Annotated in this window: 20 protein-coding genes and 2 riboswitches; of the genes, 13 read left to right on the top strand and 7 right to left on the bottom strand. The window is 68.3% G+C overall.

Features of this window, described 5'->3' with window-relative positions; all coding sequences use genetic code 11:
- The first annotated feature begins 2 nt into the window (after positions 1-2).
- Genes D6860_RS09460 through D6860_RS09440 form a run of 5 tightly spaced genes read left to right on the top strand, consistent with a single transcriptional unit; the run spans position 3 to position 6,369 of the window.
- Positions 3-977, top strand: a complete 975-nt coding sequence (locus tag D6860_RS09460; protein WP_206512192.1) for a sugar-binding transcriptional regulator — start codon at positions 3-5, stop codon at positions 975-977.
- On the top strand, positions 974-2,725 hold the full coding sequence (locus D6860_RS09455) for a glycerol-3-phosphate dehydrogenase/oxidase (RefSeq protein WP_229743305.1): 1,752 nt from the start codon (positions 974-976) through the stop codon (positions 2,723-2,725). Before D6860_RS09460 ends, D6860_RS09455 begins: the two co-directional genes overlap by 4 nt.
- Positions 2,722-4,272 carry an FGGY-family carbohydrate kinase gene (locus tag D6860_RS09450; protein WP_076623649.1) on the top strand — a complete coding sequence of 517 codons (1,551 nt, stop codon included), beginning with the start codon at positions 2,722-2,724 and terminating at the stop codon, positions 4,270-4,272. Before D6860_RS09455 ends, D6860_RS09450 begins: the two co-directional genes overlap by 4 nt.
- Positions 4,265-5,155, top strand: a complete 891-nt coding sequence (lsrF, locus tag D6860_RS09445) for a 3-hydroxy-5-phosphonooxypentane-2,4-dione thiolase (protein WP_076623650.1) — start codon at positions 4,265-4,267, stop codon at positions 5,153-5,155. The genes D6860_RS09450 and lsrF overlap by 8 nt, the downstream gene beginning before the upstream one ends.
- Positions 5,155-6,369, top strand: a complete 1,215-nt coding sequence (locus tag D6860_RS09440) for a class II aldolase/adducin family protein (RefSeq protein WP_076623651.1) — start codon at positions 5,155-5,157, stop codon at positions 6,367-6,369. The genes lsrF and D6860_RS09440 overlap by 1 nt, the downstream gene beginning before the upstream one ends.
- Positions 6,370-6,520: 151 nt before the next feature.
- Here D6860_RS09440 and D6860_RS09435 read toward each other — a convergent pair whose 3' ends face one another.
- The 3 genes from D6860_RS09435 to D6860_RS09425 are packed head-to-tail and all read right to left on the bottom strand — an operon-like array spanning position 6,521 to position 11,821.
- A complete protein-coding gene (locus tag D6860_RS09435) occupies positions 6,521-9,877 on the bottom strand; it encodes an error-prone DNA polymerase (protein WP_076623652.1) in 3,357 nt (1,118 codons plus the stop codon).
- Entirely contained in the window at positions 9,874-11,328 is a 1,455-nt protein-coding gene (locus D6860_RS09430; protein WP_076623653.1) for a Y-family DNA polymerase, read from the bottom strand. Before D6860_RS09430 ends, D6860_RS09435 begins: the two co-directional genes overlap by 4 nt.
- The gene (locus D6860_RS09425) at positions 11,270-11,821 is read right to left on the bottom strand and encodes an ImuA family protein (protein ID WP_076623654.1); all 552 of its coding nucleotides are present in this window, start codon (positions 11,819-11,821) and stop codon (positions 11,270-11,272) included. Before D6860_RS09425 ends, D6860_RS09430 begins: the two co-directional genes overlap by 59 nt.
- 75 nt (positions 11,822-11,896) lie before the next feature.
- Between D6860_RS09425 and D6860_RS25675 the strand changes: the two genes are divergently transcribed.
- Positions 11,897-12,184: an aldehyde dehydrogenase family protein gene (locus D6860_RS25675; protein WP_017468899.1), complete on the top strand. Its 288-nt coding sequence runs from the start codon at positions 11,897-11,899 to the stop codon at positions 12,182-12,184.
- Positions 12,171-13,226 (top strand): tartrate dehydrogenase, encoded by a 1,056-nt coding sequence (locus tag D6860_RS09415; protein WP_076623655.1) that lies wholly within the window; start codon positions 12,171-12,173, stop codon positions 13,224-13,226. Before D6860_RS25675 ends, D6860_RS09415 begins: the two co-directional genes overlap by 14 nt.
- Before the next feature lie 43 nt (positions 13,227-13,269).
- Here the strand turns inward: D6860_RS09415 and D6860_RS09410 are convergent, their stop codons facing one another.
- Positions 13,270-14,460 carry an MFS transporter gene (locus D6860_RS09410; RefSeq protein ID WP_076623656.1) on the bottom strand — a complete coding sequence of 397 codons (1,191 nt, stop codon included), beginning with the start codon at positions 14,458-14,460 and terminating at the stop codon, positions 13,270-13,272.
- A 197-nt stretch (positions 14,461-14,657) separates the two neighbouring features.
- On the opposite strand from D6860_RS09410, the gene D6860_RS09405 reads away from it, so the two are divergent.
- Positions 14,658-15,239: a TetR/AcrR family transcriptional regulator gene (locus D6860_RS09405; RefSeq protein ID WP_076623657.1), complete on the top strand. Its 582-nt coding sequence runs from the start codon at positions 14,658-14,660 to the stop codon at positions 15,237-15,239.
- Positions 15,240-15,395: 156 nt separating this feature from the next.
- On the opposite strand, the gene metH is transcribed toward D6860_RS09405, so the two are convergent.
- From metH to D6860_RS09390, 3 genes are all read right to left on the bottom strand, one after another.
- Positions 15,396-18,113, bottom strand: a complete 2,718-nt coding sequence (metH, locus tag D6860_RS09400) for a methionine synthase (RefSeq protein ID WP_076623658.1) — start codon at positions 18,111-18,113, stop codon at positions 15,396-15,398.
- Positions 18,106-19,167, bottom strand: coding sequence for a homocysteine S-methyltransferase family protein (locus tag D6860_RS09395; protein ID WP_076623659.1), 1,062 nt, complete (start codon positions 19,165-19,167; stop codon positions 18,106-18,108). Before D6860_RS09395 ends, metH begins: the two co-directional genes overlap by 8 nt.
- A 108-nt stretch (positions 19,168-19,275) precedes the next feature.
- Positions 19,276-19,557 (bottom strand): hypothetical protein, encoded by a 282-nt coding sequence (locus D6860_RS09390; protein ID WP_017469438.1) that lies wholly within the window; start codon positions 19,555-19,557, stop codon positions 19,276-19,278.
- Between the two features lie 137 nt (positions 19,558-19,694).
- A riboswitch (cobalamin riboswitch) is annotated at positions 19,695-19,899 on the bottom strand.
- Between the two features lie 119 nt (positions 19,900-20,018).
- Positions 20,019-20,214: riboswitch (cobalamin riboswitch) on the top strand.
- Between the two features lie 95 nt (positions 20,215-20,309).
- On the opposite strand from D6860_RS09390, the gene nrdH reads away from it, so the two are divergent.
- The 5 genes from nrdH to D6860_RS25885 all read left to right on the top strand — a co-directional run bounded on the left by nrdH (position 20,310) and on the right by D6860_RS25885 (position 24,934).
- Positions 20,310-20,531 carry a glutaredoxin-like protein NrdH gene (nrdH, locus tag D6860_RS09385; RefSeq protein ID WP_017469604.1) on the top strand — a complete coding sequence of 74 codons (222 nt, stop codon included), beginning with the start codon at positions 20,310-20,312 and terminating at the stop codon, positions 20,529-20,531.
- A gap of 17 nt (positions 20,532-20,548) precedes the next feature.
- A complete protein-coding gene (gene nrdI, locus D6860_RS09380) occupies positions 20,549-20,965 on the top strand; it encodes a class Ib ribonucleoside-diphosphate reductase assembly flavoprotein NrdI (RefSeq protein WP_017469605.1) in 417 nt (138 codons plus the stop codon).
- Positions 20,947-23,079 carry a class 1b ribonucleoside-diphosphate reductase subunit alpha gene (gene nrdE / locus D6860_RS09375; RefSeq protein ID WP_076623660.1) on the top strand — a complete coding sequence of 711 codons (2,133 nt, stop codon included), beginning with the start codon at positions 20,947-20,949 and terminating at the stop codon, positions 23,077-23,079. The genes nrdI and nrdE overlap by 19 nt, the downstream gene beginning before the upstream one ends.
- A 115-nt stretch (positions 23,080-23,194) precedes the next feature.
- A complete protein-coding gene (gene nrdF, locus D6860_RS09370; protein WP_017467029.1) occupies positions 23,195-24,172 on the top strand; it encodes a class 1b ribonucleoside-diphosphate reductase subunit beta in 978 nt (325 codons plus the stop codon).
- Between the two features lie 630 nt (positions 24,173-24,802).
- Positions 24,803-24,934, top strand: a complete 132-nt coding sequence (locus tag D6860_RS25885) for a hypothetical protein (protein WP_017467030.1) — start codon at positions 24,803-24,805, stop codon at positions 24,932-24,934.
- The last annotated feature ends 414 nt before the right edge of the window (positions 24,935-25,348 follow it).

Raw genomic sequence — 25,348 nt, 5'->3', positions numbered from 1 at the left:
GCATGGACGTTCAACCCGACATCGCCCAGATCCGCCGGATCTACACCGCGTTGACGCTGCATTACGTCGACGGGCTCACGCAGGCGCAGATCGCCGAGCGCACCGGGCAGAGCCATTCCACCGTGAACCGCATGATCAAGATGGGGCACGAGATGGGCATGGTCGAAATCTCGATCCGCTCGCCCTTCCAGGATCACCTCGCGCTCGAGCGCGAGCTGGCCGAGGTCTCGGGGCTGCGCGAGGTGGTGATCGAGACGACGGCCTCGGGCAACCCCGAGGCGGTGCTGGCCCGGGTCGGCATCTGCGCGGCCGAGCTGCTGGTCTCCAAGGTCCGGCCCGGCATGTCGGTCTGCCTTACCGGCGGCAAGGGCGTCAGCGCCTGCGTCGCGGGGCTGCGCAACGTGCCGCAGGTGAAGGGCGTGAAGATGGTGCCCGCCACCGGGCTGGTGCAGGGGCAGCATTACACCGACGTGAACCATGCGGCCGCGACCATGGCGCAGGCCTTCGGCGGCGAGGCGGTGCAGATGCTCTCGCCGATGTTCGCCGAGACCGAGGACCAGCGCGAGATGATCACCGGCATGAAGACGGTGAGCCGCGTGATCGAGGCGGCACGCAGCGCCGACCTGGCCGTGGTCGGCATCGGTGGCCTGCGCGAGCGCGCGACCTCGTATTTCGACCTGCACCGCGACGTGCCGGGGGAAGAGGGCGAGCTTTTCGCCTCGGGGGCGGTGGCGGAGCTGCTGGCGCATGTCCTCGACGCGTCGGGCCGGGTCACCGACTACACCCGCAACCGGCTGGTGGTGGCGATGGCGCCCGAGGATCTCGCCAAGATCCCGGTGAGCATCGGCGTCGCGGCGGGTCACGAGAAGGCGGAGGCGATCTGCGCCGTGGTGCGCGGCGGCTACATCAACACGCTGGTGACGGACGAGGCCACGGCCCGGGACGTGCTGGCGCGGCTGAAGGCGGAGGCAGCATGAGCGACCCGATTTCCATCATTTCCCCGATGAGCCGGGCGGAGCGGCTCGACCGCATGGACGGCGTCGCGCCGACGGTCCTGGTCATCGGCGGCGGCATCAACGGGGCCTCGGTCTACCGCGAGCTGGCGCTGAACGGCGTGCCGGTGATGCTGGCGGAAAAGGGCGATTTCTGTGCCGGTGCCTCCTCGGCGCTGTCGCGGATGGTCCACGGCGGGCTGCGCTACCTCGAGAACGGCGAGTTCGACCTGGTGCGCGAGGCGCTCGACGAGCGCAACCGGCTGCTCGCCAACGCGCCGCATCTGGTGCGACCGCTGCGGACCGTGGTTCCCATCGACTCGTGGGTGTCCGGCTCGCTGAACGCGCCGTTGAAGTTCCTCGGCCTGTCGCGGGCGCCGTCGCGGCGCGGGGCGCTGCCGGTGAAGCTGGGGCTGTCGTTCTACGACGTCTACACGCGCGGCAAGGGCGGGATGCCCAAACACGCGTTCCTGTCGGGCAGGGCCGCGCGGGCGCGCTTTCCCTTCCGCCCCGAGGTGCGCTGCGCCGCGACCTACTACGACGGCCAGATCAGCCACCCCGAGCGCATCGTCACCGAGCTTTTCGAGGACGTGGCCCGCGCCGGTGCCGAGGCCGTCGCGCTGAACTACCTCGAGGTTTCCGAGATCGGCGCCGCCGAGGTCACGCTGCGCGACCGCATCGACGGGCGCGAGATCACCATGCGCCCCGAGATCGTCGTCAACGCCACCGGCGCCTGGATCGACATGACCAACTGGCGCCTCGCGCCTGCGCCGCAGCCGATGGTGCAGGGCACAAAGGGCGCACACCTGATGCTCGATCACCCCGAGCTGCGCGAGATGCTCGGCGACGACATGGTGTATTACGAGAACACCGACGGCCGCATATGCATCATGTTCAACCTGCACGGGATGGTGCTTGTCGGCTCGACCGACATCAAGGTGCCCGACCCCGACCGGGTGCGCTGCGAGGAGGACGAGCGCGACTACATCCTCGACGGGCTGCGCTGGGTGTTCCCGGGGCTCGATGTCTCGCTCGATCACATCCGCCACGTCTTCGCCGGGGTGCGCCCGCTGCCGGTCAGCTCGGCGGGCACCACCGGCCAGATCCCGCGCGGGCATTTCAACGCCTGGGTCGAGCCCGAGGCCGACAAGGCGCATCCGCCGGTGCTGTGCATGATCGGCGGCAAGTGGACGACCTTCCGGGCCTTCGGCGAGCTCGCGGCGGACGACGTGCTGAAGCGGCTGGGGCGTGCGCGCCAGGGTGATACCCGCGCGCTTCCGATCGGCGGCGGTCTGGGCTTTCCCCGCGACCCCGAGGCGTGGGTCGGGCAGATTGCCGAGGAAACCGGCCTGACACGAAAGCGGGTTTCCGATCTGGTCACGCGATATGGCACGCTCGCCGCACCGCTGGCGCGGCGCTTCGCCGGAGAGCGGTCACTGGCCGGCCTGCCGGGCTACAGCGTGGAGGAGATCGACTACCTGATCGCCGTCGAACAGGTCGAGACACTGGCCGACCTGGCGCTGCGCCGGACCACGGTGGCGCTTGGCGGGGCGCTCGACGGCGCCGCGCTCGAGGCAATGGCGGACCGGCTGGCCATTGCCCGGGGATGGGGCCCCGACGCGCGCGCCCGCGCGCTGCGGGCGTTCCGCGAGAAGCTGGTGGCCGACCACGGGGCAGAGCCCGTGCGCGTGGGCCTGGAGGAGAGTTGCAAGGGGGAGGTTGCAGCACAATGACGGATTACCTGATCGGCGTGGATGCCGGAAACACGATGGTGAAGGCGGCGCTCTTCGACCTTGAGGGCCGGACGCTGGCCGTGGCCGCGCGCCAGTCGGCCACACTGCAACCGGCGCCGGGCTTCGTCGAGCGCAGTCCCGACGAGCTGTGGAAGGCCGCCGCCGGCGCGATCCGCGACTGCATCGCCCAGGCGGGCATCGACGCCGCCCGGGTGCGGGCGGTGGGCGCCGCGGGGCATGGCAACGGGCTCTACCTGCTCGACCGCGAGGGCCGGGGGCTGCTCGGCATCCAGTCGATGGACAGCCGCGCCGGGTTGCTGGCCGAGCGGCTGGCGCTGCGCCACGGCGACGAGATCCACCGCCGTGCGCAATCGCGCCCCTGGGCCGCGATGACGCCGGTGCTGCTGGCCTGGCTGGCGCAGGAACAGCCCGAGCTGCTCGACCGGGCGGGCAAGGTGCTGCTCTGCAAGGACGTCATCGTGCACGGGCTGACCGGGCACGCGGGCTCCGAGGTCTCGGACCTGTCGGGCTGCGGCCTGCTCGAGATGCCGGCGCTGGCCTATGACGACGGCCTGCTCGACCTCTACGGCATCCGCGACCTGCGCCCCCTGCTGCCCGAGGCGGCGCAGAGCGACGACGTGGTGGGCCATGTCACCGCCGAGGCGGCGGCGCTCAGCGGCCTGACCGAGGGCACGCCGGTCGTGGCCGGGCTCTTCGACGTGCTGGCCTCGACGCTGGGCGCGGGCACCACGAAGGTGGGCGAGGCGTCGATCGTGGCGGGAAGCTGGTCGATCAACCAGGTCTTCGCCGACAAGCTGCCGGAGGAGCCGCGCGCGATCCTCGCCAGCGTGCTCGGACGCGATGTCTGGGTGAGCTGCGAGGCCTCGCCAACCTCGGCCGCCAACCTTGAGTGGTTCGTCAAGAACCACCTCGCCGACGAGGCGGCGGCCACCGGCGAAGAGCCCTTCACCCTCTGCAACCGGCTGGCCGCGACATCGGACCCGGAGGGCGATCTGCCGTTCTTCCACCCGTATCTCTATGCCGGGCCGGTGCCGGGCGCGCGCGGCGGGTTCAACGGGATCGGCTCGTGGCACAGCCGCGCCGACATGGTGCGCGCGCTCTACGAGGGGGTGGCCTTCGGGCACCGCGCGCATTTCGGCATTCTCGATCCCGACCGGCGCTTCACCCGGGCGACGCTCTCGGGCGGTGCCGCCAAGTCGCCGCTCTGGGCGCAGATCTTCGCCGACACGCTGCAGATGCGGCTGCGGCTGTCGGACTGCGAGGAAACCGGCGCGCGCGGCGCGGCCATGGCAGCTGCGCTCGGCGCCGGGCTCTTCCCCGACTATGACGCCGCCGCCGCGGCGATGGCCGCGCATACCACCGAACTCGAGCCGGACCCAGACGCCGGTGCGATCCTCGACCGGCGCTACGCGCGCTGGTGTGCCTACCGCGATGCGCTGGGGGCCGTCTGGGCGCCCCAGCAGGCGGAGCTCGTTCCCTTCGAGCCCCGCGAGACGAAAACTCAGGAAAGGACTTCCCATGGCTGATCTCGACGACATTCACGACGGCAAGGATTTCGCCCTCGGCACTCCCGCGAAGAACGAGCCGTTTTTCCTCAAGGGTGCGGGCGCCTACGACTGGGGGATGCAGAACCGGCTGGCGCGCATCTTCCGCCCCGATACCGGGCGCACGGTCATGCTGGCCTTCGACCACGGCTATTTTCAGGGCCCGACCGCCGGGCTCGAGCGGGTGGACGTGAACATCGCGCCGCTGTTCGATCATGCCGACGTGCTGATGTGCACCCGGGGCATGCTGCGCACCTCGGTGCCCGCGTCGACCCGCAAGCCCATCGTGATGCGGGCGTCGGGCGGCAACTCGATCATGTCCGAACTGTCGAACGAGACGGTCGCCGTGGACATGGAGGATGCCATGCGGATGAACGTCGCCGCGATGGCCGCGCAGGTCTACATCGGCTCGGAATTCGAGCACAAGTCGATCAACAACGTCATCCGCCTGATCGACGCGGGCAACCGCGTGGGGATGCCGACCCTCGCCGTGACCGGCGTCGGCAAGGACATGGCCCGCGACGCGCGCTACTTCGGACTGGCCACCCGCATCGCCGCCGAGATCGGGGCGCAATACGTGAAAAGCTACTACGTCGACGAGGGCTTCGAGCGGGTCTGCGCCGGCTGCCCGGTGCCCATCGTCATCGCCGGGGGCAAGAAGATCCCCGAGAAGGAGGCGCTCGAGGTCGCCTTCAAGGCGGTCGACCAGGGGGCCGCGGGCGTGGACATGGGCCGCAATATCTTCCGCGCGGGTGACCCGGTGGCGATGATCCAGGCCGTGAGCGCCGTGGTGCACGAGCTTCTGCCGCCCGAGCAGGCCTTCGAGATGTACAACGACCTCGCGCAGCGCAAAGCGGCGGCCTGATGTCCGATGTCGAGATGAAGGCGTCGGCCGACGAGCTGTTGGCCGACCGCGTCGAAAGCTCCCGCGCGCTCGGGGGCAACCCCGAGTTCTGCATGCACGGCGGCGGCAACACCAGCGTCAAGGTCGAGCGCGCCGGCAAGCGCGTGATGCACGTCAAGGGTAGCGGCTGGGATCTTGCCACGATCGAGGCGGAGGGCCTGCCGGGCCTCTGGCTCGATCCGCTCTACACCGTTCAGGACGGCACGCGGCTCAGCGACACCGAGATGGTGCGCTTCCTGCGGTCGCATCTGCTCGATGACGGGGCGCCCAACCCCTCGGTCGAGACCTTGCTGCACGCCTACCTGCCGGCGCGCTTCGTCGACCACGGCCACGCCTCGGCGGTGCTGGCCATCGCCGACCAGCCCGAGGCCCGGCAGCGCGAGATCGTGGCCGACCTCTTCGGGGACGGCATCGCCTTTCTGCCGTATGTCTTCCCGGGCTTCGACCTGTCGATCGAGGGCGCGCGCCTTGCGGCGGCGCACCCCGGGGCCACGGGCATGTGGCTGGCCCACCACGGGCTTTTCACATGGGGCGAGACCGCCGACGAGAGCCTCGACCGGTTCGGCCGGGCGGTGCGCGCCTGCGAGGACTTTCTGGCCAAGGCCGATGCGGCGCTGGTGCCGCCGACCGAAAGGCAGGGCAACCCGGCGCTCGACGCCGTGGCCGACCGGCTGGTCGCGTGTCTCGCGGGGCAGGGGCCCTTTGCCGGCGGGGTGCACGTGGACGCGCGCGGTGCCGGTCCGCTGCCGGAGCTGAGCGCGCGGGAGGGCATGGCCGACGCGGTGTCGCGCGGGACGATCACGCCGGACCACGTGATCCGGATCAAGCCCTGGCCGCTGGTCGTGGCGCCGGACGCGCCGAAGGCCGCGCTTTTCGAGAGCCTCGACCGGTTCGCCTCCCGCTACCGCGCGTATTTCGACGAGAACGCTCCGAGGGCGCCGGAGCCGCTCACCATGCTCGACGTGCTGCCGCGCGTGGCCTTCGTGCCGGGCGCAGGCATCATCGGGCTGGGCCGGACGCCGAAGGAGGCCGCGATCCATGCCGACCTGGCTGAGCAGAACCTGCGCGTCGTGGCTTCGGCCGAGGCTTTCGGGACCTACACGCCGATCCCGCGGCACGAGCAGTTCCTGATCGAATACTGGGAGCTCGAACAGGCCAAGCTGCGCGGCAGCTGACGCGCGGCTTGCAGGGCGGGCAGCATCGGGGCGGGGACGGGCCGACCGTTTCCGCCGCCCTGGTGCGGCCCGCGATCCCGGCATCGGCAGGGCCGGACGCGGCCCCCGAGATGCACGCAGTGGCCCGCGTATCGCCGGACCACAGACGTCCTCAGTGAAAATCCCGGCTCGGAAACAGGCGCTTGGCCTGGTCGCGGGGATGCATGGCCCGAGAGGACTGGCGGGGGCGCGGGGCGTCGTCGGCCTGGGCGGCGGTCTCGCCGATAGCGTCCTCCATCGGGTGGCCGAGGTCGGAGAGGCGGTGCGACACGTCCTCGATGTGCTCGGCGATCAGGTGAACGACGATGCCTTCCCGTTCGAGGCGGCCGGTCACGCGCAGGAGCCGCCCGCCCATCACGGCGCGCCGGTACCGTTCGAAGATCGTCTTCCAGACCACGACATTGCCGACCCCGGTCTCGTCCTCGAGGGTCAGGAAGATCACGCCCGAGGCGGTGCCCGGTCTCTGGCGCGTGATGACGAGGCCGCAGATGGTGGTGCGCTGCAGCGGCGCCTCGACCAGCGCATCGTTGCGGGTCAGCCCCGGCATGGCCGGGCGCAGCAGTTCCATCGGGTGGGCGCGCAGCGTCAGGCGCATGGCAACGTAATCCTCGACCACCTCTTCGCCGAGATGCATCTGCGGCAGGGCGACCTCGGGTTCCCGGATCGCCTCGCCGTCGAGCGGATCGTTGAACAGCGGCAGCTGCGACGGGGCGCGGATCGCGCGCACCTGCCAGAGCGCATCGCGGCGGGTGAGCCCCATGCCGGCGAAGGCATCCGCCTCGGCCAGCCGTTCCAGCGCCGCGGGCGCGACACCGGCGCGCAGCCAGACGCTTTCGGGATCGCGGTAACCATTGCGCCGGGCCGCGGCGATCCAGCCGGCATCCTCCTGCCGGAAGCCCTTGATCTGGCGAAACCCGAGCCGCAGCGCGAGCGCCCCGTCCGAGCGCCGTTCGAGCGTGTTGTCCCAGTCGCTGTGATTGACGCAGATCGGGCGGATCTCGACATGGTGGTCGCGGGCATCCCGCACGATCTGCGCCGGGGCATAGAAGCCCATCGGCTGCGAGTTCAGCAGCGCGCAGGCGAAGATCGCGGGGTGATGCCGCTTCAGCCAAGCCGAGACATAGACCAGCTGCGCGAAGGCCGCCGCGTGGCTTTCGGGAAAGCCGTAATCGGCGAAGCCCTCGATCTGGCTGAAGCAGCGCGCCGCGACCTCCTCGTCGTAGCCGTTCGCCCTCATCCCCGCGATGAACTTGTCACGATGCTCGGCGATGGTGCCCATGCGGCGGAAGCTGGCCAGCGAGCGGCGCAGGTGGTCGGCCTCTTCGGCGCTGTAGCCCGCGCCGACCACGGCGATCTGCAGCGCCTGCTCCTGGAACAGCGGCACGCCGAGCGTGCGGCGGGTGACCTCTTCCAGCGCGGGGCCGAACGGTTCCGAGCACTCCAGCCCCTGCCGGCGCCTGAGATAGGGCTGCACCATGCCGCCCTGGATCGGGCCGGGCCGGACGATGGCGACCTCGATCACCAGGTCGTAGAATTCCGCAGGCTGCATGCGGGGCAGGAAGTTCATCTGCGCCCGGCTTTCGACCTGGAAGACGCCGACGGCATCGGCGCGTTGCAGCATCGCGTAGGTCTCGGGGTCCTCGGGCGGCACGCTCGCAAGGCTCAGGGTCCGCCGTTCATGCTGTTGCAGAAGACCGAACGCCTTGCGGATGCAGGTCAGCATCCCGAGGGCGAGAACGTCGACCTTGAGGATGTTCAGCGTGTCGATGTCGTCCTTGTCCCACTCGATGAGGGTGCGCCCCTCCATCGCCGCGTTCTCGATCGGGGCGAGCTCGTCGAGCCTTCCCCGGGTGATGACGAAGCCGCCCACGTGCTGCGAGAGATGACGGGGAAAACCGATGATCTCTCCGATCAGGTTGAGGGTCTGGCGCAGCCGCCGGTCGTCGGGATCAAGCCCGAGCTCGCGGACACGCTCCATGTCGGGAGCGGTGCCGGACTGGCCCCAGATCTGGCTGGACAGCCCGGCGGTCACATCCTGGCTCAGCCCCATGACCTTGCCGACCTCGCCGATCGCGGCGCGGGTGCGGAAGTGGATCACCGTCGCGCAGAGCCCGGCACGATGGCGGCCGTAGGTGTCGTAGATCCACTGGATGACCTCTTCGCGCCGCTCGTGTTCGAAATCGACGTCGATATCGGGCGGCTCGCCGCGATGGCGCGACACGAAACGTTCGAACACCATGCCGATCAGCTCGGGCGAGACATCGGTGATGCCCAGGAGGTAGCACAGGATCGAATTGGCGGCCGAGCCCCGACCCTGGCACAGGATGCCCCGCGAGCGGGCGAACTGCACGATGTCGTGGACGGTCAGGAAATAGGCCGGGTATTCCAGCTCGGCGACGACCGCCAGCTCCTTTTCCATCAAGGCGCGGGCCTTCTCGGTGGGGCCGTCCGGATAGCGGCGAGCCAGCCCTTCGCGGGCCAGCCGGGTCAGGCGGTCCATCGGCGTCTCGCCATCCGGCGCGACCGCGTCGGGATACTGGTACCGGAGATCCGAGAGGTCGAAACTGCAGCGCGCGGCGATTTCCAGCGTGCGGTGCAGGGCGGCGGGGTGATCGTGGAACAGCCGCAGCATGTCGGCGCGCCCCTTCAGGCGCCGCTCGGCATTGGCGAGGGCACGGGTGCCGATCGTGTCGATGGTGCAGCCTTCGCGCATGCAGGTCAGGACATCGGCCAGCTGCCGCCGCGCGGCCCGGTGCATCAGCACGTCGCCCACCGCGACCATCGGGGTGGCGCAGCGCAGGGCAAGGCGGGCGCAGGCCGTGAGCCAGGCCTGGTCCGAGCCGTCGTAGCGCGGCGCTGCGCCAAGGTAGACATTGCCCGGAAACCGGCGCCGCACCCTTTGCAGATCGCGAACGGCCCTGCCCGGGTCCCGGGGCAGGGCGATCAGGATCATGCCCTGGCCGGCCTCCAGAAGATCGGCGAGGGCAAGGTCGCAGGCGCCTTTCCCGGCGCGTCGCTTGCCCAGCGTCAGCAGCCGCGTCAGCCGCCGGTAGGCCGCAAGGTCGGTAGGCAGGGCGATCCACTCGACCTCGGTGTCGCTCAGCTGCAGGCGGCAACCGACGATCAGCCGGGGCAGGTGCGGGGCCTCGGGGCGGGCGATGTCTCGGGGCGATCCGATCTCCTGCCGCGAGCAGCTGTCCACGCGGTGCTGGGAGCGGATGCGCACGGTATCGGAGACCTGCTCTTTCAGGACCTGCAGCGCCCGGTAGGCGCGCACCACCCCGGCCAGCGAGTTGCGGTCGGTGATGGCGATGGCATGAAGACCCAGCTCCGTGGCGCGGGTGACCAGTTCCTCGGGGTGGGAGGCGCCCGTCAGGAAAGTGAAGTTGCTCGTGACGCAGAGTTCCGCGTAGCCGGTGGCGGGCGTCGGCTGGACCACCTGCGGTTCGGACCGGCGGGGGGCGCTCATGCGAATTCCCCCTGCACGAACCAGCCGGGGGCCTGCGGGGTGTAGAACATCCACAACCGCCGCCCCTGCAGGGTCTCGACCTGCCAGTAATCACGGATGCCGCTTTGCCAGGCGTCATCGACCAGCCACCACTCCGGCGAGATCCGCTCGGGGCCGGTGGCGCGACCCGTGCTCAGCGCCATCCTGCGCCAGCGGAACCGGCCGGGGGGCCGGGGACCGGTGGCGGCGACGGGTTCGGGCGGAAACAGCAGGACGGGCCGTGGACGCAGGCAGACCCAGCTTCCGCCGGGCTCGGAGTAGGCGGCCGGGACGACGGTGAAGCTCCGTTCGGGAATATGGCTGTCGGCGGGCAGGAAGCGCTGCACGTTCTCCAGCCCGATCCTTGTGCCGATCCGGCTGAGCAGATCGTCCAGCCGACCCGGGTCGCGGGTTCCTCTCTGCGTCACCTGCTCGGGTGGCAGCGGTTCGACCCGTATGGCCTCGAGACGCATCTGGTCGATGCCGAAACCCGCGTCGACCTCGGACACGCCGCGCCGGAACAGCGGCAGGATGCGGGCGGGATCGCGCAAGGGGCGCGCGAGCCGCAGCTCGACATCGCGGGCATCGCCGTCCACCCGGCGCAGGGTCAGGCACAGCGTCCGAGCGCCGGCGTGATGCGCCTCCAGCGTCCGGCAGAGGCGGTCGAGCAGCCGCTGCGTGCCGGCCATGACGTCATCGGCCAGCCCGATCGGGTCCGGCAGGGTCATGCGCACCGCGTAATGGGGGGGATCGGCCTCGGGGCTGATCTGTTCCGGCTGGCTCCCGAGCGCCTGGTCCAGCCGCATGAGCAGCCCCGGCCCGAACCGGCGTGCCAGCGGCGCGCGCGGGCTGTCGGCCAGCTGACCGATGCTGCGCAGGCCCATGCGCTGCAGGGCCGTGACGGTTTCGGGCTCCAGCCTCAGGGCGGCCACCGGCAGGCTCTCGAGCGCGGCGTCCTCGCCATGATGCGCCCGGGCCCAGGCCGCCCCGCGCGTGTCGCCAAGGCCGATCCGGACCGTCAGCCCCGCCCGGTCGAGCCGCGCGCGCATTGCGGCAAGCATGACCTCTTCGCCGCCGAACAGGTGCGAGGCGCCGGTGATGTCGAGAACCAGGCCGTCTTGCCCCTCGAACCCCACCCAGGGTGACCAGCGCACCGCCCATCGCCGCAGGGCACCCAGGAAACGCCGGTCCGCCGCCGGGTCGGCGGGCCGGCTGGCGAGGTCGGGGCAGAAGGCGCGCGCATCCGAGAACAGCATGCCGCGATGAAGCCCGCGCGTCCGGGCTGCCTCGTTCAGGCAGTAGACCCGGTTGGCGTTGTGATGCGCGAGGGTCAGGACAAAGGGGCCGTCGACCGGATGCGCGGCGAGAGCCCGGTCACTCGCGAGCCGGGGGAACCACAGCGACACGACGCGCTTCAGTGTCCCATCGAACATGCCAAGACCCATTTGTTCCTGATTTGTTCTTAATAAGACTCCAGCATTGACGAGTCGAGTCCTGCGCATCGAAGACCGGCGCGCAATGCCATCGCGTCTCGGTCGCGTTGCTGCCCATGCCCTCGGGGATCAGGCACAGCCCCGTGCTGCCTCCCGCCCGGGCCGCGAGCTGCAGGCGCCGTCCGGCGGTGAGACTGACGGGGGCCGTCAACTCGAGCACGACGACCGGCATGGCGCCGTCGCGCAGTGCCTCTTCCGCCACGGCCAGCGTGTCGGTCTGGCTCTTCGTCTGCGCGAGAATCAGGCGCGAGGGATCGAGCCCGACGAACCCCGGGGGATAGAGCTGACCCGATTGCCAGCCTTCCCGCGCCCAGAGCACCTCGGCCCCGGTCTGCGCGCAGGTCCAGAGCGCGAAACTGACCGAGGCGGGCCCGCAGGCCTCGTGAACGCGCCCCTTTCTGGGCGGGTAGGCGGTGATTTCCGGCGGTGACACTGGATGGCTCCGGCAACATGAGAGTCGCCGAGAATACAAGCAGCGCGCCCGGAGTCGATCAAGTCACGATGCCCAGTGCCATGCGCGGACGTCCTGCGGGCAGAGGGCCTGAAGCGTGGCAGATTCGCCGATCCCGCTTTCCGAAGCCCCGGAGGCGCGTTCCGGGTGTCCGGCGCGCTGAAATACGGACTTGTGGGCGTGAACGAAGGGGGCATCACGACCGAGGTGGCCCCTCTCGGCGGAATGAAGCAGAGTGGCCTCGGCAGGGACGGCTCGACACACGGAATCGAGGGTGACCTGGATCGGAAATACGTCTGCTTCGGCGGACTGGAGGAGAGGAAGTCCGCAGATGCGCACGCATGATATCGCATTGATCCCCGGGGACGGGATCGGGAAAGAGGTCGTCGAGGCGGCGATGCTGGTCCTCCGCAAGGCGGCGGAGCAGGGTGGGTTCACGCTCGAGGAGACAGTCTACCCGTGGTCCTGCGACAGCTACCTGGAGACCGGGCGCATGATGCCCGAGGACGGGATTGAGCAACTGCGGCGGCACGACAGCATCCTGCTGGGCGCGGTCGGCTGGCCCGAGAAGGTGCCGGACAGCGTCTCGCTGCACGGGCTGCTCCTGCCTATCCGCAAGGCCTTTGATCTCTACGTCAACATGCGGCCGCACCGCCTGTTGCCGGGGGTCACCGGCCCGCTCCGGGCGACGGATTTCGATATCCTGTGCATCCGCGAGAACACCGAGGGCGAATATTCCGGCGCCGGTGGCCGGGTGCACAGCGGCAGCCCCGCCGAGGTCGCGGTGGAAACCTCGATCTTCACCCGGCGCGGCGTCGAGCGCATCCTGCGCTATGGCTTCGAGCAGGCGCGGGCGCGGCGCGGCAAGCTGGCCTCGGTCACCAAGTCGAACGCGCAGAAGCACACGATGGTGTTCTGGGACGAGGTCACCGAGGCGCTCTCGGCCGAGTATCCCGACGTCGAGGTGACGCGCTACCACGTGGATGCCATCGCGGCGCGGATGATCACCCATCCCGGCACGCTCGACGTGGTGGTGGCGTCGAACCTGTTCGGGGACATCCTCACCGACATCGGCGCTGCCATCCAGGGCGGGCTGGGCTTCGCCGCCGCTGCCAACGTGAACCCGTCCGGCGGTGTGCCGTCGATGTTCGAACCGGTGCACGGCTCCGCCCCGGACATCGCCGGTCGCGGGCTGTCGAATCCGATCGCGACGATCTGGTCCGGCGCGCTCATGCTCGAGCACCTCGGCGAGGAGGCTGCGGCGAAGGCGATCATGGCCGCCGTCGAGACCGTTGCGGGAACGCCTGAACGCCTCACCCCGGACTGCGGCGGCTCGGCGACCACGCTGGAGGCCGCGGAGGCCATCGCGTCCGAACTTCAGGGCTGAAGGCACGGGTGGGGCGCATGCGTCGCGCCCCGCGCCGGCCGGATCAGACCGGCAGGGGACGGGCGGCCGGGTCGCGCGGTGCGCGCAGCCCGACGAGGGCCACCATGGCCAGCACGATCAGCAGTGCCCCGGTCGCGAAGAAGGTGGTGGCGTAGCCGAGCGCCGCAATCAGCGGAGTCGAGGCGAAGGGCGACAGGAACTGGCCGGTGAAGATGCTTGTCGTGATCGCACCCGCCGCAAGGCCGCGCCGGTGTGCCGGTGCGATCCCGACCGCGAGGCCGAGGAAGGTCGGCATCAGCAGGCCGCCGCCCGCGCCGATGAAGGCGCTTCCGAGCAGCGCGAGCCCGAGGCCCTCCGAGAAGCCGAACAGGATGAAGCCCGTCGCGAAGCCGAGGAAGCCGAGCGCGGGCGTCGCCGCGCGCCCCAGTCGCATCCGGACCCGGCCGAAGAACAGCGAGACGATCCCGCCCGCCAGCGTCATCGACCCCATCAGCAGCCCCGCCGCCTGCGGTTCGGGGCGACCGATCGAGGCGAGGAAATAGGGCGCCTGCGTCGGCAGCAGGTAGAAGCAGACGAAGCACAGACCTGCGAGCACGATGACCAGCAGCAGCGTTGCGACCCAGTTCTCCTCGCCGTCCGAGGCCGGGGTCTCGACCTTCGAGGCGCTGCGGTCGGACTTCTCGAGCTTGAGCATCATCACCGGAAGGTAGACCAGCGCAATGCCGTAGATCGCGAAGGGCGCCAGCGCCGAGAACGAGGCGAGCCAGCCCGCCAGCACCAGCAGGACCAGCCCTCCGAAGTTCGTGGCCGCGATCTGAAGTCCCATGAAGTTGCTGCGCTTCTCGCCCTTGAAGTAATCCCCGATCAGGGCGGTCTGCGCGGTCATGATCATCGCCACGGCCACGCCGAGGAACAGACGGCTGACGAACAGCAGCTTCAGCGAGGGGATGTAGAGCCCGGCGGTGCCCGCGACGGCGAAGAGCGCGACGCCGAGAAGAAGCTGGAGGCGGCGACCGAAGCGGTCGGCCAGCGCACCGGCGAAGGGGGCCAGAATCGCCACCATCAGCGACGGCGCCGTCACGAGCAGCCGTGACAGAAGGGCCGCGTTCTCCTCGTCGGCGAAACGCGCCTGGATGCCGGGGAGGGACGGACTGATAAGACTGTTGGAGAGAATCGTCAGCGACGCCGCGAGAAGCAGCGCGACGGCCCGGGAATCCTTGAGCAGGCTCAGCATGATGCAGTCTTTCGGTTTGACGAAACGCATGACGCGGCAGCGCCGCCTCGGCCTGAGGCGCAAGGGGGCCGCGCAGGGATGTCGACAATGAGAAACCCGCGAATTCCGTGCCCTTTCGGAGGCCGGACGCGCGGGCGGTTGATTACATTTTATTATTTTTGTAATCGCCGTATGCTCGAAGGTCAAGGAGGAGCGATTTGCCCCGGACAGGTCTGAGCCCCGAAGCGGCGCGACAGCGTGCCACCGAAATCGCCGTGGCGCGCATCCGCGAGCACGGGTTCTCGAAGCTTCGGCTCGCGGATGTGGCGCGCGAGATGGGGGTCAGCCACGCTGCGCTCTACGCGCATTTCCGCGACAAGGCGGCGCTTCTCGATGCGGTGACCGACAGCTGGTTGGCCGATGCCCGGCAGCGCACCGCCCGCATCTGTGAGGGGCCGGGGCCGGCCGTGGAGCGGATCGAGGCATGGTTCGTGGAGCGCTACCGCATCAAGAGCGGGAGGGTGAAATCGGATCCGGAGATCTTCTACGGCTTCAACGAGGCGACGGCGGGCGAGCGTCCGGTGATCCGGGACCACATGGCGCTGCTGTGCTCCGAGCTGACCGGGCTGGTCGAGGAAGCGGGGCTTGGCGGACGTGCCGAGGCCGCAATGCTCGACGAGGCTCTGACGGCGTTTCTGCATCCGTCGCTGATCGCCCCCGGTCCCGACCCGGACCGGGAAGCCGCGTTGCGTCGGCTGGTCAGGGTGTTGCTCGCCGGGCTTTCCGCCACCAGGAGCTAAGCGACAGGCGCCAGCCACGAAGGCAGGCCGCGCCCGGCGAGGGCATATCCAGAGCATGAGCCGGGACGCGACGCGCTCCGAAAGGACACATGCGCCTGATTGAGGGCCCCGGGTCGCGCCCGGGGCCGCAGACCGGCCCGCGCGGGGCCGGGCGGTTTACTCCGCCGCGATCGCCTTCATGTCGCCCGGGCGGTAGTTCAGGATCGGGGCCAGCCAGCGCTCGGCCTCCTCGACGGTCATGCCCTTCCTCGCTGCATAGTCTTCGACCTGGTCGCGTTCGACCTTGGCCACGCCGAAGTAGTAGGCATCGGGATGCCCGATATAGAGCCCCGACACCGACGAGCCGGGCCACATCGCCATGCTTTCGGTCAGTTCGACCCCGGTGTGGGTCGTGGCGTCGAGCAGGTCGAAGAGTGTCCGTTTCTCGGTATGATCGGGCTGGGCCGGATAGCCGGGCGCCGGGCGGATGCCGTCATAGGGTTCGCCGATCAGCTCCTGCGGGTCGTAGCTTTCGTCCTTGGCATAGCCCCAGTGCTCGGTCCGAACCTTCTGGTGCATCATCTCGGCCATTGCCTCGGCGAAGCGGTCGGCGAGGGCCTTGACCATGATCGCCCCGTAATCGTCTCCGCGCCGCTCGTAGTCCTCGGCGATGGCGATCTCCTCGGGGCCGGCGGTGACGACGAAGCCGCCCACCCAGTCCGGGGTGCCCTCGGGGGCGACGAAGTCGGCCAGTGCGAGGTTCGGGCGGTCCTTCCGCTTCGAGGTCTGCTGGCGCAGCGTGTGCAGCGTTGCAAGGGGCTCCGAGCGCGCGGCATCGCCAAAGAGGCGAATGTCGTCGCCGTCGCGATTGGCGGGCCAGAAGCCGATGACGGCCCGGGGGTTGAACCACTTCTCCGCGATGATCTTCTTCAGCATCTCCTGCGCGTCGTCGAACAGGCCGCGCGCGGCTTCGCCGTATTTCTCGTCGTCGAGAATGCGCGGGTAGACGCCCTTGAGCTCCCACGTCTGGAAGAACGGGGTCCAGTCGATGTAGTTGGCAATCTCGGCGAGATCCCAGCCCTCGATCACCTTCGACCCGGTGAATTCCGGCTCGGTCGCCTTGTAGTCCGTCCAGTCGATATTCATCGCGTTGGCCCGTGCGGCGGCCAGCGGCAGGCGCTGCTTGGCCCGTTCCGAGCGCTCGTGCCGTTCGGCCACTTCCGCGTATTCCGAGCGGATGTTGTCGATGTAGTCCTGCCGCTGCGTCTTGTTCAGCAGCGACGAGACGACGCCCACGGCGCGGCTGGCGTCGGTGACGTAGATCGCCTGGCTCTTGGAGTATTGCGGCGAGATCTTCACCGCCGTGTGCACCTTCGAGGTGGTCGCCCCGCCGATCAGCAGTGGCATGTCGAAGCCCTCGCGCTCGAGCTCCGAGGCAAGATGGACCATCTCGTCGAGCGAAGGCGTGATGAGACCGGACAGCCCGATGATGTCGACATCGTGGGCCTTGGCCTCCTCGAGGATCTTCTGCGGCGGCACCATCACGCCAAGGTCGATGATGTCGTAGTTGTTGCAGGCCAGAACGACACCGACGATGTTCTTGCCGATGTCGTGCACGTCGCCCTTCACGGTCGCCATCAGGACGCGGCCCGCGCTGTCGCGCTTCCCTTCCTTCTCGGCTTCCATGTAGGGCAGCAGCACCGCCACCGCCTGTTTCATCACGCGCGCGGATTTCACCACCTGCGGCAGGAACATCTTGCCCGCGCCGAACAGGTCGCCGACCACGTTCATGCCGGCCATCAGCGGCCCCTCGATCACGTCGAGCGGCTTTTCGGCGGCAACGCGGGCGGCCTCGGTGTCCTCGTCGACGAACTCGGTGATACCGTTGACCAGCGCGTGTTCCAGCCGCTTCTCGACCGGCCACTCGCGCCACGTCAGGTCGCGCTTCTTCGCTTCGCGCTTGTCTCCCTTGTAGCGCCCGGCGATATCGAGAAGGTTCTCGGTGGGTGTGCCGCCGTTGGCGGGCGTACGGTTCAGCACCACGTCTTCGCAGGCTTCGCGCAGCTCGGGGTCGATCTGGTCGTAGACCGCCAGCTGCCCGGCGTTCACGATCCCCATGTCCATGCCGACCTTGATGGCATGGTAGAGGAAGACCGCGTGCATCGCCTCGCGCACGGGCTCGTTGCCGCGGAACGAGAACGACAGGTTCGAGACCCCGCCCGAGACGTGGCAGTGCGGCAGGTTCTCGCGGATCCACTTCGTGGCCTCGATGAAATCGACGCCGTAGTTGTCGTGCTCCTCGATGCCGGTCGCGACGGCGAAGACGTTCGGGTCGAAAATGATGTCCTCGGGCGGGAAGCCGACCTTTTCCGTCAGCACCTTGTAGGCGCGGGCGCAGATCTCGGTCTTGCGCTCGAAGGTGTCGGCCTGGCCCTGCTCGTCAAACGCCATGACGACGACGGCGGCGCCGTAGGCGAGGCACAGCGAGGCCTGGTGGATGAAGTTCTCCTCGCCCTCCTTGAGCGAGATGGAGTTTACCACCGGCTTGCCCTGAACGCACTTGAGACCGGCCTCGATCACCTCCCACTTGGAGCTGTCGATCATCACCGGCACACGGGCGATGTCGGGCTCGGCGGCGACGAGGTTCAGGAAATCGATCATGGCCTGCTTCGAGTCGATCAGGCCCTCGTCCATGTTGACGTCGATGATCTGGGCGCCGTTCTCGACCTGGTCGCGGGCCACGTCGAGCGCGGTCGCATAGTCGCGGTTGGTGATCAGCTTGCGGAACTTGGCCGAGCCGGTGACATTCGTCCGCTCGCCCACGTTGACGAAGGGGATGTCGCTGGTCAGCACAAAGGGTTCGAGGCCGGAGAGGCGAAGCAGCGGTTCAGGCATCTGCAAGCTCCTTCAGTTTGCGCGGCGGATGGGCCGCGACGCGCTCTGCGATGGCGCGGATGTGATCGGGAGTCGTGCCGCAGCAGCCGCCGGCCACGTTGATCAGCCCCTCCTTTGCGAACACCTCGACAAGCGCCGCGGTCTGGTCGGGGGTCTCGTCGTAGGCGCCGAAGGCGTTCGGAAGGCCGGCGTTCGGGTAGGCACAGACAAAGGTGTCGGCGACACCCGCGAGTTCCGTCAGGTGGGGGCGCATCGCATCGGCACCGAGGGCGCAGTTGAGGCCCACGGTGAAGGGGCGGGCATGACGCACCGAGTGCCAGAAGGCGGTCGGGGTCTGGCCCGACAGCATGCGCCCGGAGGCGTCGGTGATGGTCCCCGAGATCATGATGGGCAGGCGCCGGCCGACCTTGGCGAAGCTCTCGAACGCGGCGAAGATCGCCGCCTTGGCGTTCAGCGTGTCGAAGATCGTCTCGATCAGGATCAGGTCGGCCCCCCCTTCGATCAGCCCGTCGATCTGCTGGCCGTAGGCGATCCGCAGGTCGTCGAAGGTCACCGCCCGGTAGCCGGGGTCGTTCACGTCGGGGCTGATCGAGGCGGTCCGGTTGGTCGGGCCGACCGCGCCGGCCACGTAGCGGCGCTTGCCGTCGATCGCCTGCGCGCGCTCGGCGGCACGCCGCGCGCCCTGTGCGCCGGCGACGTTGAGGTCATGCACCGCATCCTCGAGCCCGTAGTCCGCCTGCGCGATGGTGGTCGAGGAGAACGTGTTCGTCTCGAGGATGTCCGCCCCGGCAAGGGCGAACTCGAGCTGGATGTCCTCGACCGCCTGCGGCTGGGTCAGCACCAGCAGGTCGTTGTTGCCCTTCTGCGGGTGGTCCGAATGGTGATGGCGACAGCCCGGGCCGTGGATGTGGCCCTTGGCCGTGAAATCCTCTTCGGTCATGTTCAGCGTCTGGATCATCGTGCCCATGGCGCCGTCGAGTATCAGGATGCGCTCACGCGCCGCGGCCTGAAGGGCCTCGTAGCTTTCGGAAATCGGGAGCGAGAAGTTGATCATGTCGAACCTGCCTTTCGGAAGGGCCTACATAACCAACAGGCGACCCAACGATCAAACCCATAATATTCGCCCTTAACATGAGGCGCGCTCATGTTGTCGGTGCCGGCCTCAGAGCAGTTCCCGGCGTGCGCGGGCACCACCCCGGCGACGCGGGCGGGGCAGGGGCACGGCCATGGGGTGCGCCCTGCCGTCCAATGACTGCCGCACGAGCCCGGTGAAGACCGCGACCGCCGGGTCCGTCGTCTCGAACGGCGCGGCCATCGCCAAGGCGCGGTTGGCCTCGTGCGGGTAGTTTGCGTCGGAGCGCAGGAACATCATCCATTGCAGGAAGCCGAGCCTGCCAAGTTCCCGCGCCCGTTCGGGCGTCTCCGCCCGGCTTTGCAGTGTCATGAGTGTTCTTTCGAGAAGCATAGCGCCCTCCGCGCATCGCATGCGGGGACCGGACGTGCGGCATCTGGCGGACGGGTCGTCTCCATCTTTGCCTCCGCGCCCATGGCTCCCCGCCAGGGTCAAGGTGACTGCGGCGCGGAAGCCGCGCCGGAGATGGCAGGTCTCCTGACTTGCGGGTCGTCGCTGTTCCGAACCTTCCCGGACCCTTGGTCCAGTGGTGCGTATCGGAACCGCTCTCCGCCTACAGTTGCGGGGGCAGTCGCGGCATTGGGCAGTCAGCCCGCACCGCGTTCCCTTTTCAGCCACCCGTTTCCGGGCGGCACCATCAGGGCGATATTTTCCATGCCGGGGCGGCGGAGTCCAGTCTCTTGCAGGCGTCGGAAGCTGGCCCTGTCCTTGGAGGCCGGGAGTTATCGCGAGGAAAGATACGTCGATATATTGACAACCCTGCGCCCCGGACCGCAACATGCAGGTGCTTTGGTTCCCGCGAGTCACCTCGCGGGCTAAGAGGGAAGCCGGTGAAGATCCGGCACTGCCCCCGCAACTGTAAGTGGCAAGCCCCGGTCCGATCCACTGGTGTCAGCGCACACCGGGAAGGCGGACGACGGGGCGTTCGAGCCGCAAGTCAGGAGACCTGCCAGGGCATGAACGACGACCGCGGCGGAGGGCCCGGGCGCGTGGTGCGGCCTCACATGCGGGCTGTTCCCGTGTCCCTTCCGCCCGGAGACAAGAGACCGGCAAAGGGACAGAACATGAGCGTCACCGTCTACTCCAAACCCGCCTGCGTGCAGTGCACCGCGACCACCCGTGCGCTCGAGGCGCGCGGCATCGACTTCGACCTGATCGACCTGACCGAGGATGCGCAGGCGATGGAGATGGTCCAGGGACTGGGCTACCGTCAGGCCCCGGTCGTCGTGGCCGGCGAGGCACACTGGGCGGGCTTCCGTCCCGACATGATCAGCCAGCTGGGCTGAGCCGGGACCGCGCGCCGATGCCGGGCCTTGCCTACTTCTCCAGCGGATCGGGCAACACCGCCCGTTTCGTCGCGCGGCTCGACCTGCCCGCGACGCGTCTGCCGCTGCGCAAGGACGCGGCGCCGCCGGTGATGACCGGGCCCTTCGTGCTCGTCTGCCCGACCTACGCCGACGGAGAGGGCCGCGGCGCCGTGGCGAAGCCGGTCATCCGGTTCCTGAACATCGAAGCCAACCGGACCCTGCTGCGCGGCGTGATCGCCGGCGGCAACCGGAACTTCGGCGACACCTTCGCGATGGCCGGCAAGGTCATCGCGGCCAAATGCAACGTGCCCGTGCTCTATCGCTTCGAGCTCGCGGGGACAGACACCGACATCGCCCGCGTTCGCGCCGGGCTTGAAACCTTCTGGGAAAACAGATGCTTGACGCCAGCCTGACGCAGGGTCTCGACTACCACGCGCTGAACGCGATGCTGAACCTCTACGACGAGGACGGCAACATCCAGTTCGAAGCCGACCGGATGGCCGCGCGGCAGTATTTCCTGCAGCACGTGAACCAGAACACCGTGTTCTTCCATTCGCTCGAGGAGAAGCTCGGCTTCCTCGTCGACGAGGGCTACTACGAACCCGAAGTGCTCGACCAGTACCCGCGCGAGTTCCTGCGGCGCATCTGGGATGCCGCCTATGCGCGGAAGTTCCGCTTCCCGACCTTCCTCGGCGCGTTCAAGTACTACACCTCGTACACGCTGAAGACCCGGGACGGGAAACGCTACCTCGAGCGCTACGAGGACCGCGTGGTGATGAACGCGCTGACCCTCGCGCGTGGCGACGAGGCGCTGGCCATGCGGCTGATGGACGAAATCCTGTCGGGGCGGTTCCAGCCTGCGACGCCGACCTTCCTGAACGCCGGCAAGAAGGCCCGGGGGGAGTTCGTGTCGTGCTTCCTGCTGCGGCTGGAAGACAACATGGAAAGCATCGGGCGCGGCATCAACTCGGCGCTGCAGCTCAGCAAGCGCGGCGGTGGCGTGGCGCTCATGCTGACCAACATCCGCGAATACGGCGCCCCGATCAAGGGCATCGAGGACCAGTCGTCGGGCGTGATCCCGGTGATGAAACTGCTCGAGGACAGCTTTTCCTACGCCAACCAGCTGGGCGCGCGGCAGGGCGCGGGCGCGGTCTACCTTCATGCGCACCACCCGGACATCCTGCGCTTCCTCGACACCAAGCGCGAGAACGCGGACGAGAAGATCCGCATCAAGACGCTGTCGCTGGGGGTGGTGATCCCCGATGTGACCTTCGAGCTGGCGAAGAAGAACGAGGACATGTACCTGTTCTCGCCGCATGACGTCGAAAAGGTCTACGGCTGCGCCTTCTCGGAAATCTCGGTGACCGAGAAATACGCCGAGATGGTCGACGATCCCCGCATCCGCAAGAAGAAGATCAACGCCCGCGCGTTCTTCCAGACGCTGGCGGAGATCCAGTTCGAAAGCGGCTACCCCTACATCATGTTCGAGGACACGGTGAACCGGGCGAACCCGATCGCCGGGCGCATCACCATGTCGAACCTCTGCTCCGAGATCCTGCAGGTGAACGCGGCATCGGAGTTCAACGACGACCTGTCCTACGCCCGGATGGGGACGGACATTTCCTGCAACCTCGGCTCGATGAACATTGCCCGCGCGATGGACGGGGGCGACCTGGCCGCGTCCGTGGGGACGGCGGTCCGCGCGCTGAACGCGGTCAGCGAGATGTCGGCCATCGACAGCGTGCCCTCGATCCGCAAGGGCAACGAGGAAAGCCATGCCATCGGGCTTGGCCAGATGAACCTGCACGGGTTCCTCGCGCGGGAACGCATCCACTACGGCAGCCCCGAGGGGATCGCCTTCACCTCGGCCTATTTCGCCGCCGTGCTGTTCCACGCGCTGACGGCCTCCTGCGCCCTGGCGCGGGAGAAGGGAAGGTGTTTCAGGGGGTTCTCGGACTCCGCCTATGCCGACGGCAGGTTCTTCGACAAGTACACGACGCGCAGCTGGCATCCGGAGCTGCCGGGTGCCGCAGCGCTGTTCGAGCGCTTCGGCATCGACCTGCCGACGCAGGACGACTGGGCCGTGTTGAAGGCCGACGTGATGGCGCACGGGCTCTACAACCGGAACCTTCAGGCGGTGCCGCCGACCGGGTCGATCAGCTACATCAACTACGCCACCTCCTCGATCCACCCGATCACGGCGCGGATCGAGATCCGCAAGGAAGGCAAGATCGGCCGGGTCTACTACCCGGCCCCCTACATGGACAGCGACAACCTCGAGTACTACCGCGACGCCTATGCGATCGGCCCCGAGGCGATCATCGACACCTACGCCGCCGCGACCGAGCACGTTGACCAGGGGCTGTCGCTGACGCTTTTCTTCCCGGCAGAGGCCTCGACCCGCGACATCAACCGCGCCCAGATCTACGCGTGGAAGAAGGGGATCAAGACGATCTACTACATCCGGCTGCGGCAGGCGGCGCTGGAAGGGACCGAGGTCGAGGGCTGCGTGAGCTGCACGCTCTGAGCCGGGACTGCCTGCGGCAGGTGGGGGCGCTGCCCCCACGCCCCCGAGGTATTTATCAAAGAGAAGAAGAGGGGACGCGGCGCGAAGCCCGAGGCGTTCCCGGAGCGAGGACGAGATGAAGGACAGCGTGCAGGGCCGGGCGATACCGGCGGCGATCAACTGGAACCGGGTGCAGGACGACAAGGACCTGGAGATATGGAACCGGCTGACCGCGAATTTCTGGTTGCCGGAGAAGGTGCCGCTGTCGAACGACATCCAGAGCTGGTCGCGGCTGACCGAGGACGAGCAGCGGCTGACGATCCGCGTGTTCACCGGACTCACGCTGCTCGACACGATCCAGAACACCGTGGGAGCGCCGGCGCTCATGCCCGATGCGGCGACGCCGCACGAGGAGGCCGTGCTGACCAACATCGCCTTCATGGAGGCGGTGCACGCGCGGTCGTACTCCTCGGTGTTCTCGACGCTCTGCCAGACGGTGCAGGTGGACGAGGCCTTTCGATGGTCGGCGGAGAACGAGCATCTGCAGGCCAAGTCGCGGCTGATCCTCGATGAATACGACGCCACCTCGAGCCCGCTGCGCCGGAAGATCGCCAGCGTGTTCCTGGAGTCCTTCTTGTTCTACTCGGGCTTCTACCTGCCGATGCACTGGTCGTCGCGGGCGCGGCTGACCAATACCGCCGACCTGATCCGTCTCATCATCCGGGACGAGGCGATCCACGGCTATTACATCGGCTACAAGTTCCAGAGGGGCCTCGAGCGCCTGCCCGAGGCAGAGCGCCGGGAGCTGAAGGATTTCGCCTTTGCGCTGCTCTTCGATCTCTACGACATCGAGGCGCGGTATACCGAGCAGCTCTACGATCCGCTCGGGCTGACCGAGGACGTGAAGAACTTCCTGCACTACAATGCCAACAAGGCGCTCCAGAACCTCGGCTTCGAGGCGCTGTTCCCGGACGAGGCCTGCCGCGTGAACCCCGCGATCATGGCCGCGCTCTCGCCCGGTTCTGACGAGAACCACGACTTCTTCTCGGGGTCCGGGTCGAGCTACGTGATCGGCAAGACCGTGGCGACCGAGGACGCGGACTGGGATTTCTGAACTCCGCTTCGCACGGTGTTCTTCCTGCTGCCGTCGGCCGTGATTGCGGCCGGCGGAGTTGGCCTCCGTGGACCATGCGTCAATACAGGATCCGGCGGGCGGCGCCCCCGGTCCGGCTCGTTCGGCCGGCGGTGCGGTTATCCGTCGGAGTGCGAGGGGGCGCGCCCCGGGACGCTCCCTCCCCATGGCTTTGGGGCTGGGCATCTCGCCGGGCGACGCAACCTGTGGTGGTGATTGCTCACCGCAGGGCGCGGTCAGGGTGCATACTGTCCGCCTTCTGACACAGGCGGTGAGATTTGTCTTTTGAAATCATTCAAATAGCACCCTTTCGCCATGATCTCGCCACGGCGTCCTACCCCNATAGCACCCTTTCGCCATGATCTCGCCACGGCGTCCTACCCCTATGTATAGCTAGGTTCTCCGATCGTGGAGCCGGGGAGGACATCAGGTCAGTCCCGGTCTCCATAGGCGAAGGCAGCTACCCCTGGGCGGGTCTGCCAAGCTGGTTCGGCGAGCGCTACTTAGAGCAGGACAAATGACAGGACACCGGATGCGCGCAGAACGCCGCATCTTCCCGGATCCGGTCAGCGCATCGATGCTGGCCGACCCCGCAGAACGTGGAGTGTAACGATGTACAAGAGTGAAATCGAATTCGAGCGCAACAAGAATGCCCGCGCCTGGCGTCGTGCGCAGATGCTTGAAATCGCGGTCGGCCTCGTGGTCTGCGTGTGGGTCCTCAGCAAGTTCAGCATGGCGATCTGAGACGAAAGGCCAGGCGCCCCCTGCGGGGCGCCGCCGGGTCCCGCGTGTTTCGAGGGGTGACAGCATTTTCGCACCGCCGACCACGCGGAGACATTTCCGGGCGAAGCGAACGCTGACGTGGGGCCGGGCGCCCCGGCCTCGATCGGATGGAACCACCTGATCGCATTCATGATCGAACGCCCGCCTCCGGGCCGGCCCTCGGAAGAACGTCCCACGACTTTGAAGCTCGGCACCGAGCGTGATGGTCTGCCACGGCAAGTGCGGTCGCCCGCGAACCGGCGTGCCGAAAATATCCGGCAGCGGTCCGGGCAAATGTGACCCTGGAACGGCTCGCCCCCTGAAGCGGCCGGAAACCGACATCCCCGGCTGGTTGCCGCAGCTCGGAACACCTATATGCGACCGGACAACCCGGGA

It is taken from the genome of Salipiger sp. D13, from assembly GCF_003703915.1.
Lineage (GTDB): Bacteria > Pseudomonadota > Alphaproteobacteria > Rhodobacterales > Rhodobacteraceae > Salipiger > Salipiger profundus.
The sequence above is the reverse complement of the archived record's forward strand: the minus strand, read 5'-3'. Positions and strand labels throughout refer to the sequence as shown.

Excerpts from the sequence above, each read along its gene's own strand:
- D6860_RS09410 (WP_076623656.1), bottom strand. The coding sequence starts at position 14,460 with ATGCTGAGCCTGCTCAAGGATTCCCGGGCCGTCGCGCTGCTTCTCGCG.
- D6860_RS09460 (WP_206512192.1), top strand. The coding sequence starts at position 3 with ATGGACGTTCAACCCGACATCGCCCAGATCCGCCGGATCTACACCGCG.
- D6860_RS09430 (WP_076623653.1), bottom strand. The coding sequence starts at position 11,328 with ATGTTCGATGGGACACTGAAGCGCGTCGTGTCGCTGTGGTTCCCCCGG.
- nrdE (WP_076623660.1), top strand. The coding sequence starts at position 20,947 with ATGCTTGACGCCAGCCTGACGCAGGGTCTCGACTACCACGCGCTGAAC.
- D6860_RS09415 (WP_076623655.1), top strand. The coding sequence starts at position 12,171 with ATGCGCACGCATGATATCGCATTGATCCCCGGGGACGGGATCGGGAAA.
- D6860_RS09450 (WP_076623649.1), top strand. The coding sequence starts at position 2,722 with ATGACGGATTACCTGATCGGCGTGGATGCCGGAAACACGATGGTGAAG.
- D6860_RS09440 (WP_076623651.1), top strand. The coding sequence starts at position 5,155 with ATGTCCGATGTCGAGATGAAGGCGTCGGCCGACGAGCTGTTGGCCGAC.
- D6860_RS09390 (WP_017469438.1), bottom strand. The coding sequence starts at position 19,557 with ATGACACTGCAAAGCCGGGCGGAGACGCCCGAACGGGCGCGGGAACTT.
- D6860_RS09455 (WP_229743305.1), top strand. The coding sequence starts at position 974 with ATGAGCGACCCGATTTCCATCATTTCCCCGATGAGCCGGGCGGAGCGG.
- nrdI (WP_017469605.1), top strand. The coding sequence starts at position 20,549 with ATGCCGGGCCTTGCCTACTTCTCCAGCGGATCGGGCAACACCGCCCGT.
- D6860_RS09435 (WP_076623652.1), bottom strand. The coding sequence starts at position 9,877 with ATGAGCGCCCCCCGCCGGTCCGAACCGCAGGTGGTCCAGCCGACGCCC.
- nrdH (WP_017469604.1), top strand. The coding sequence starts at position 20,310 with ATGAGCGTCACCGTCTACTCCAAACCCGCCTGCGTGCAGTGCACCGCG.
- D6860_RS09395 (WP_076623659.1), bottom strand. The coding sequence starts at position 19,167 with ATGATCAACTTCTCGCTCCCGATTTCCGAAAGCTACGAGGCCCTTCAG.
- lsrF (WP_076623650.1), top strand. The coding sequence starts at position 4,265 with ATGGCTGATCTCGACGACATTCACGACGGCAAGGATTTCGCCCTCGGC.
- nrdF (WP_017467029.1), top strand. The coding sequence starts at position 23,195 with ATGAAGGACAGCGTGCAGGGCCGGGCGATACCGGCGGCGATCAACTGG.
- D6860_RS25885 (WP_017467030.1), top strand. The coding sequence starts at position 24,803 with ATGTACAAGAGTGAAATCGAATTCGAGCGCAACAAGAATGCCCGCGCC.
- metH (WP_076623658.1), bottom strand. The coding sequence starts at position 18,113 with ATGCCTGAACCGCTGCTTCGCCTCTCCGGCCTCGAACCCTTTGTGCTG.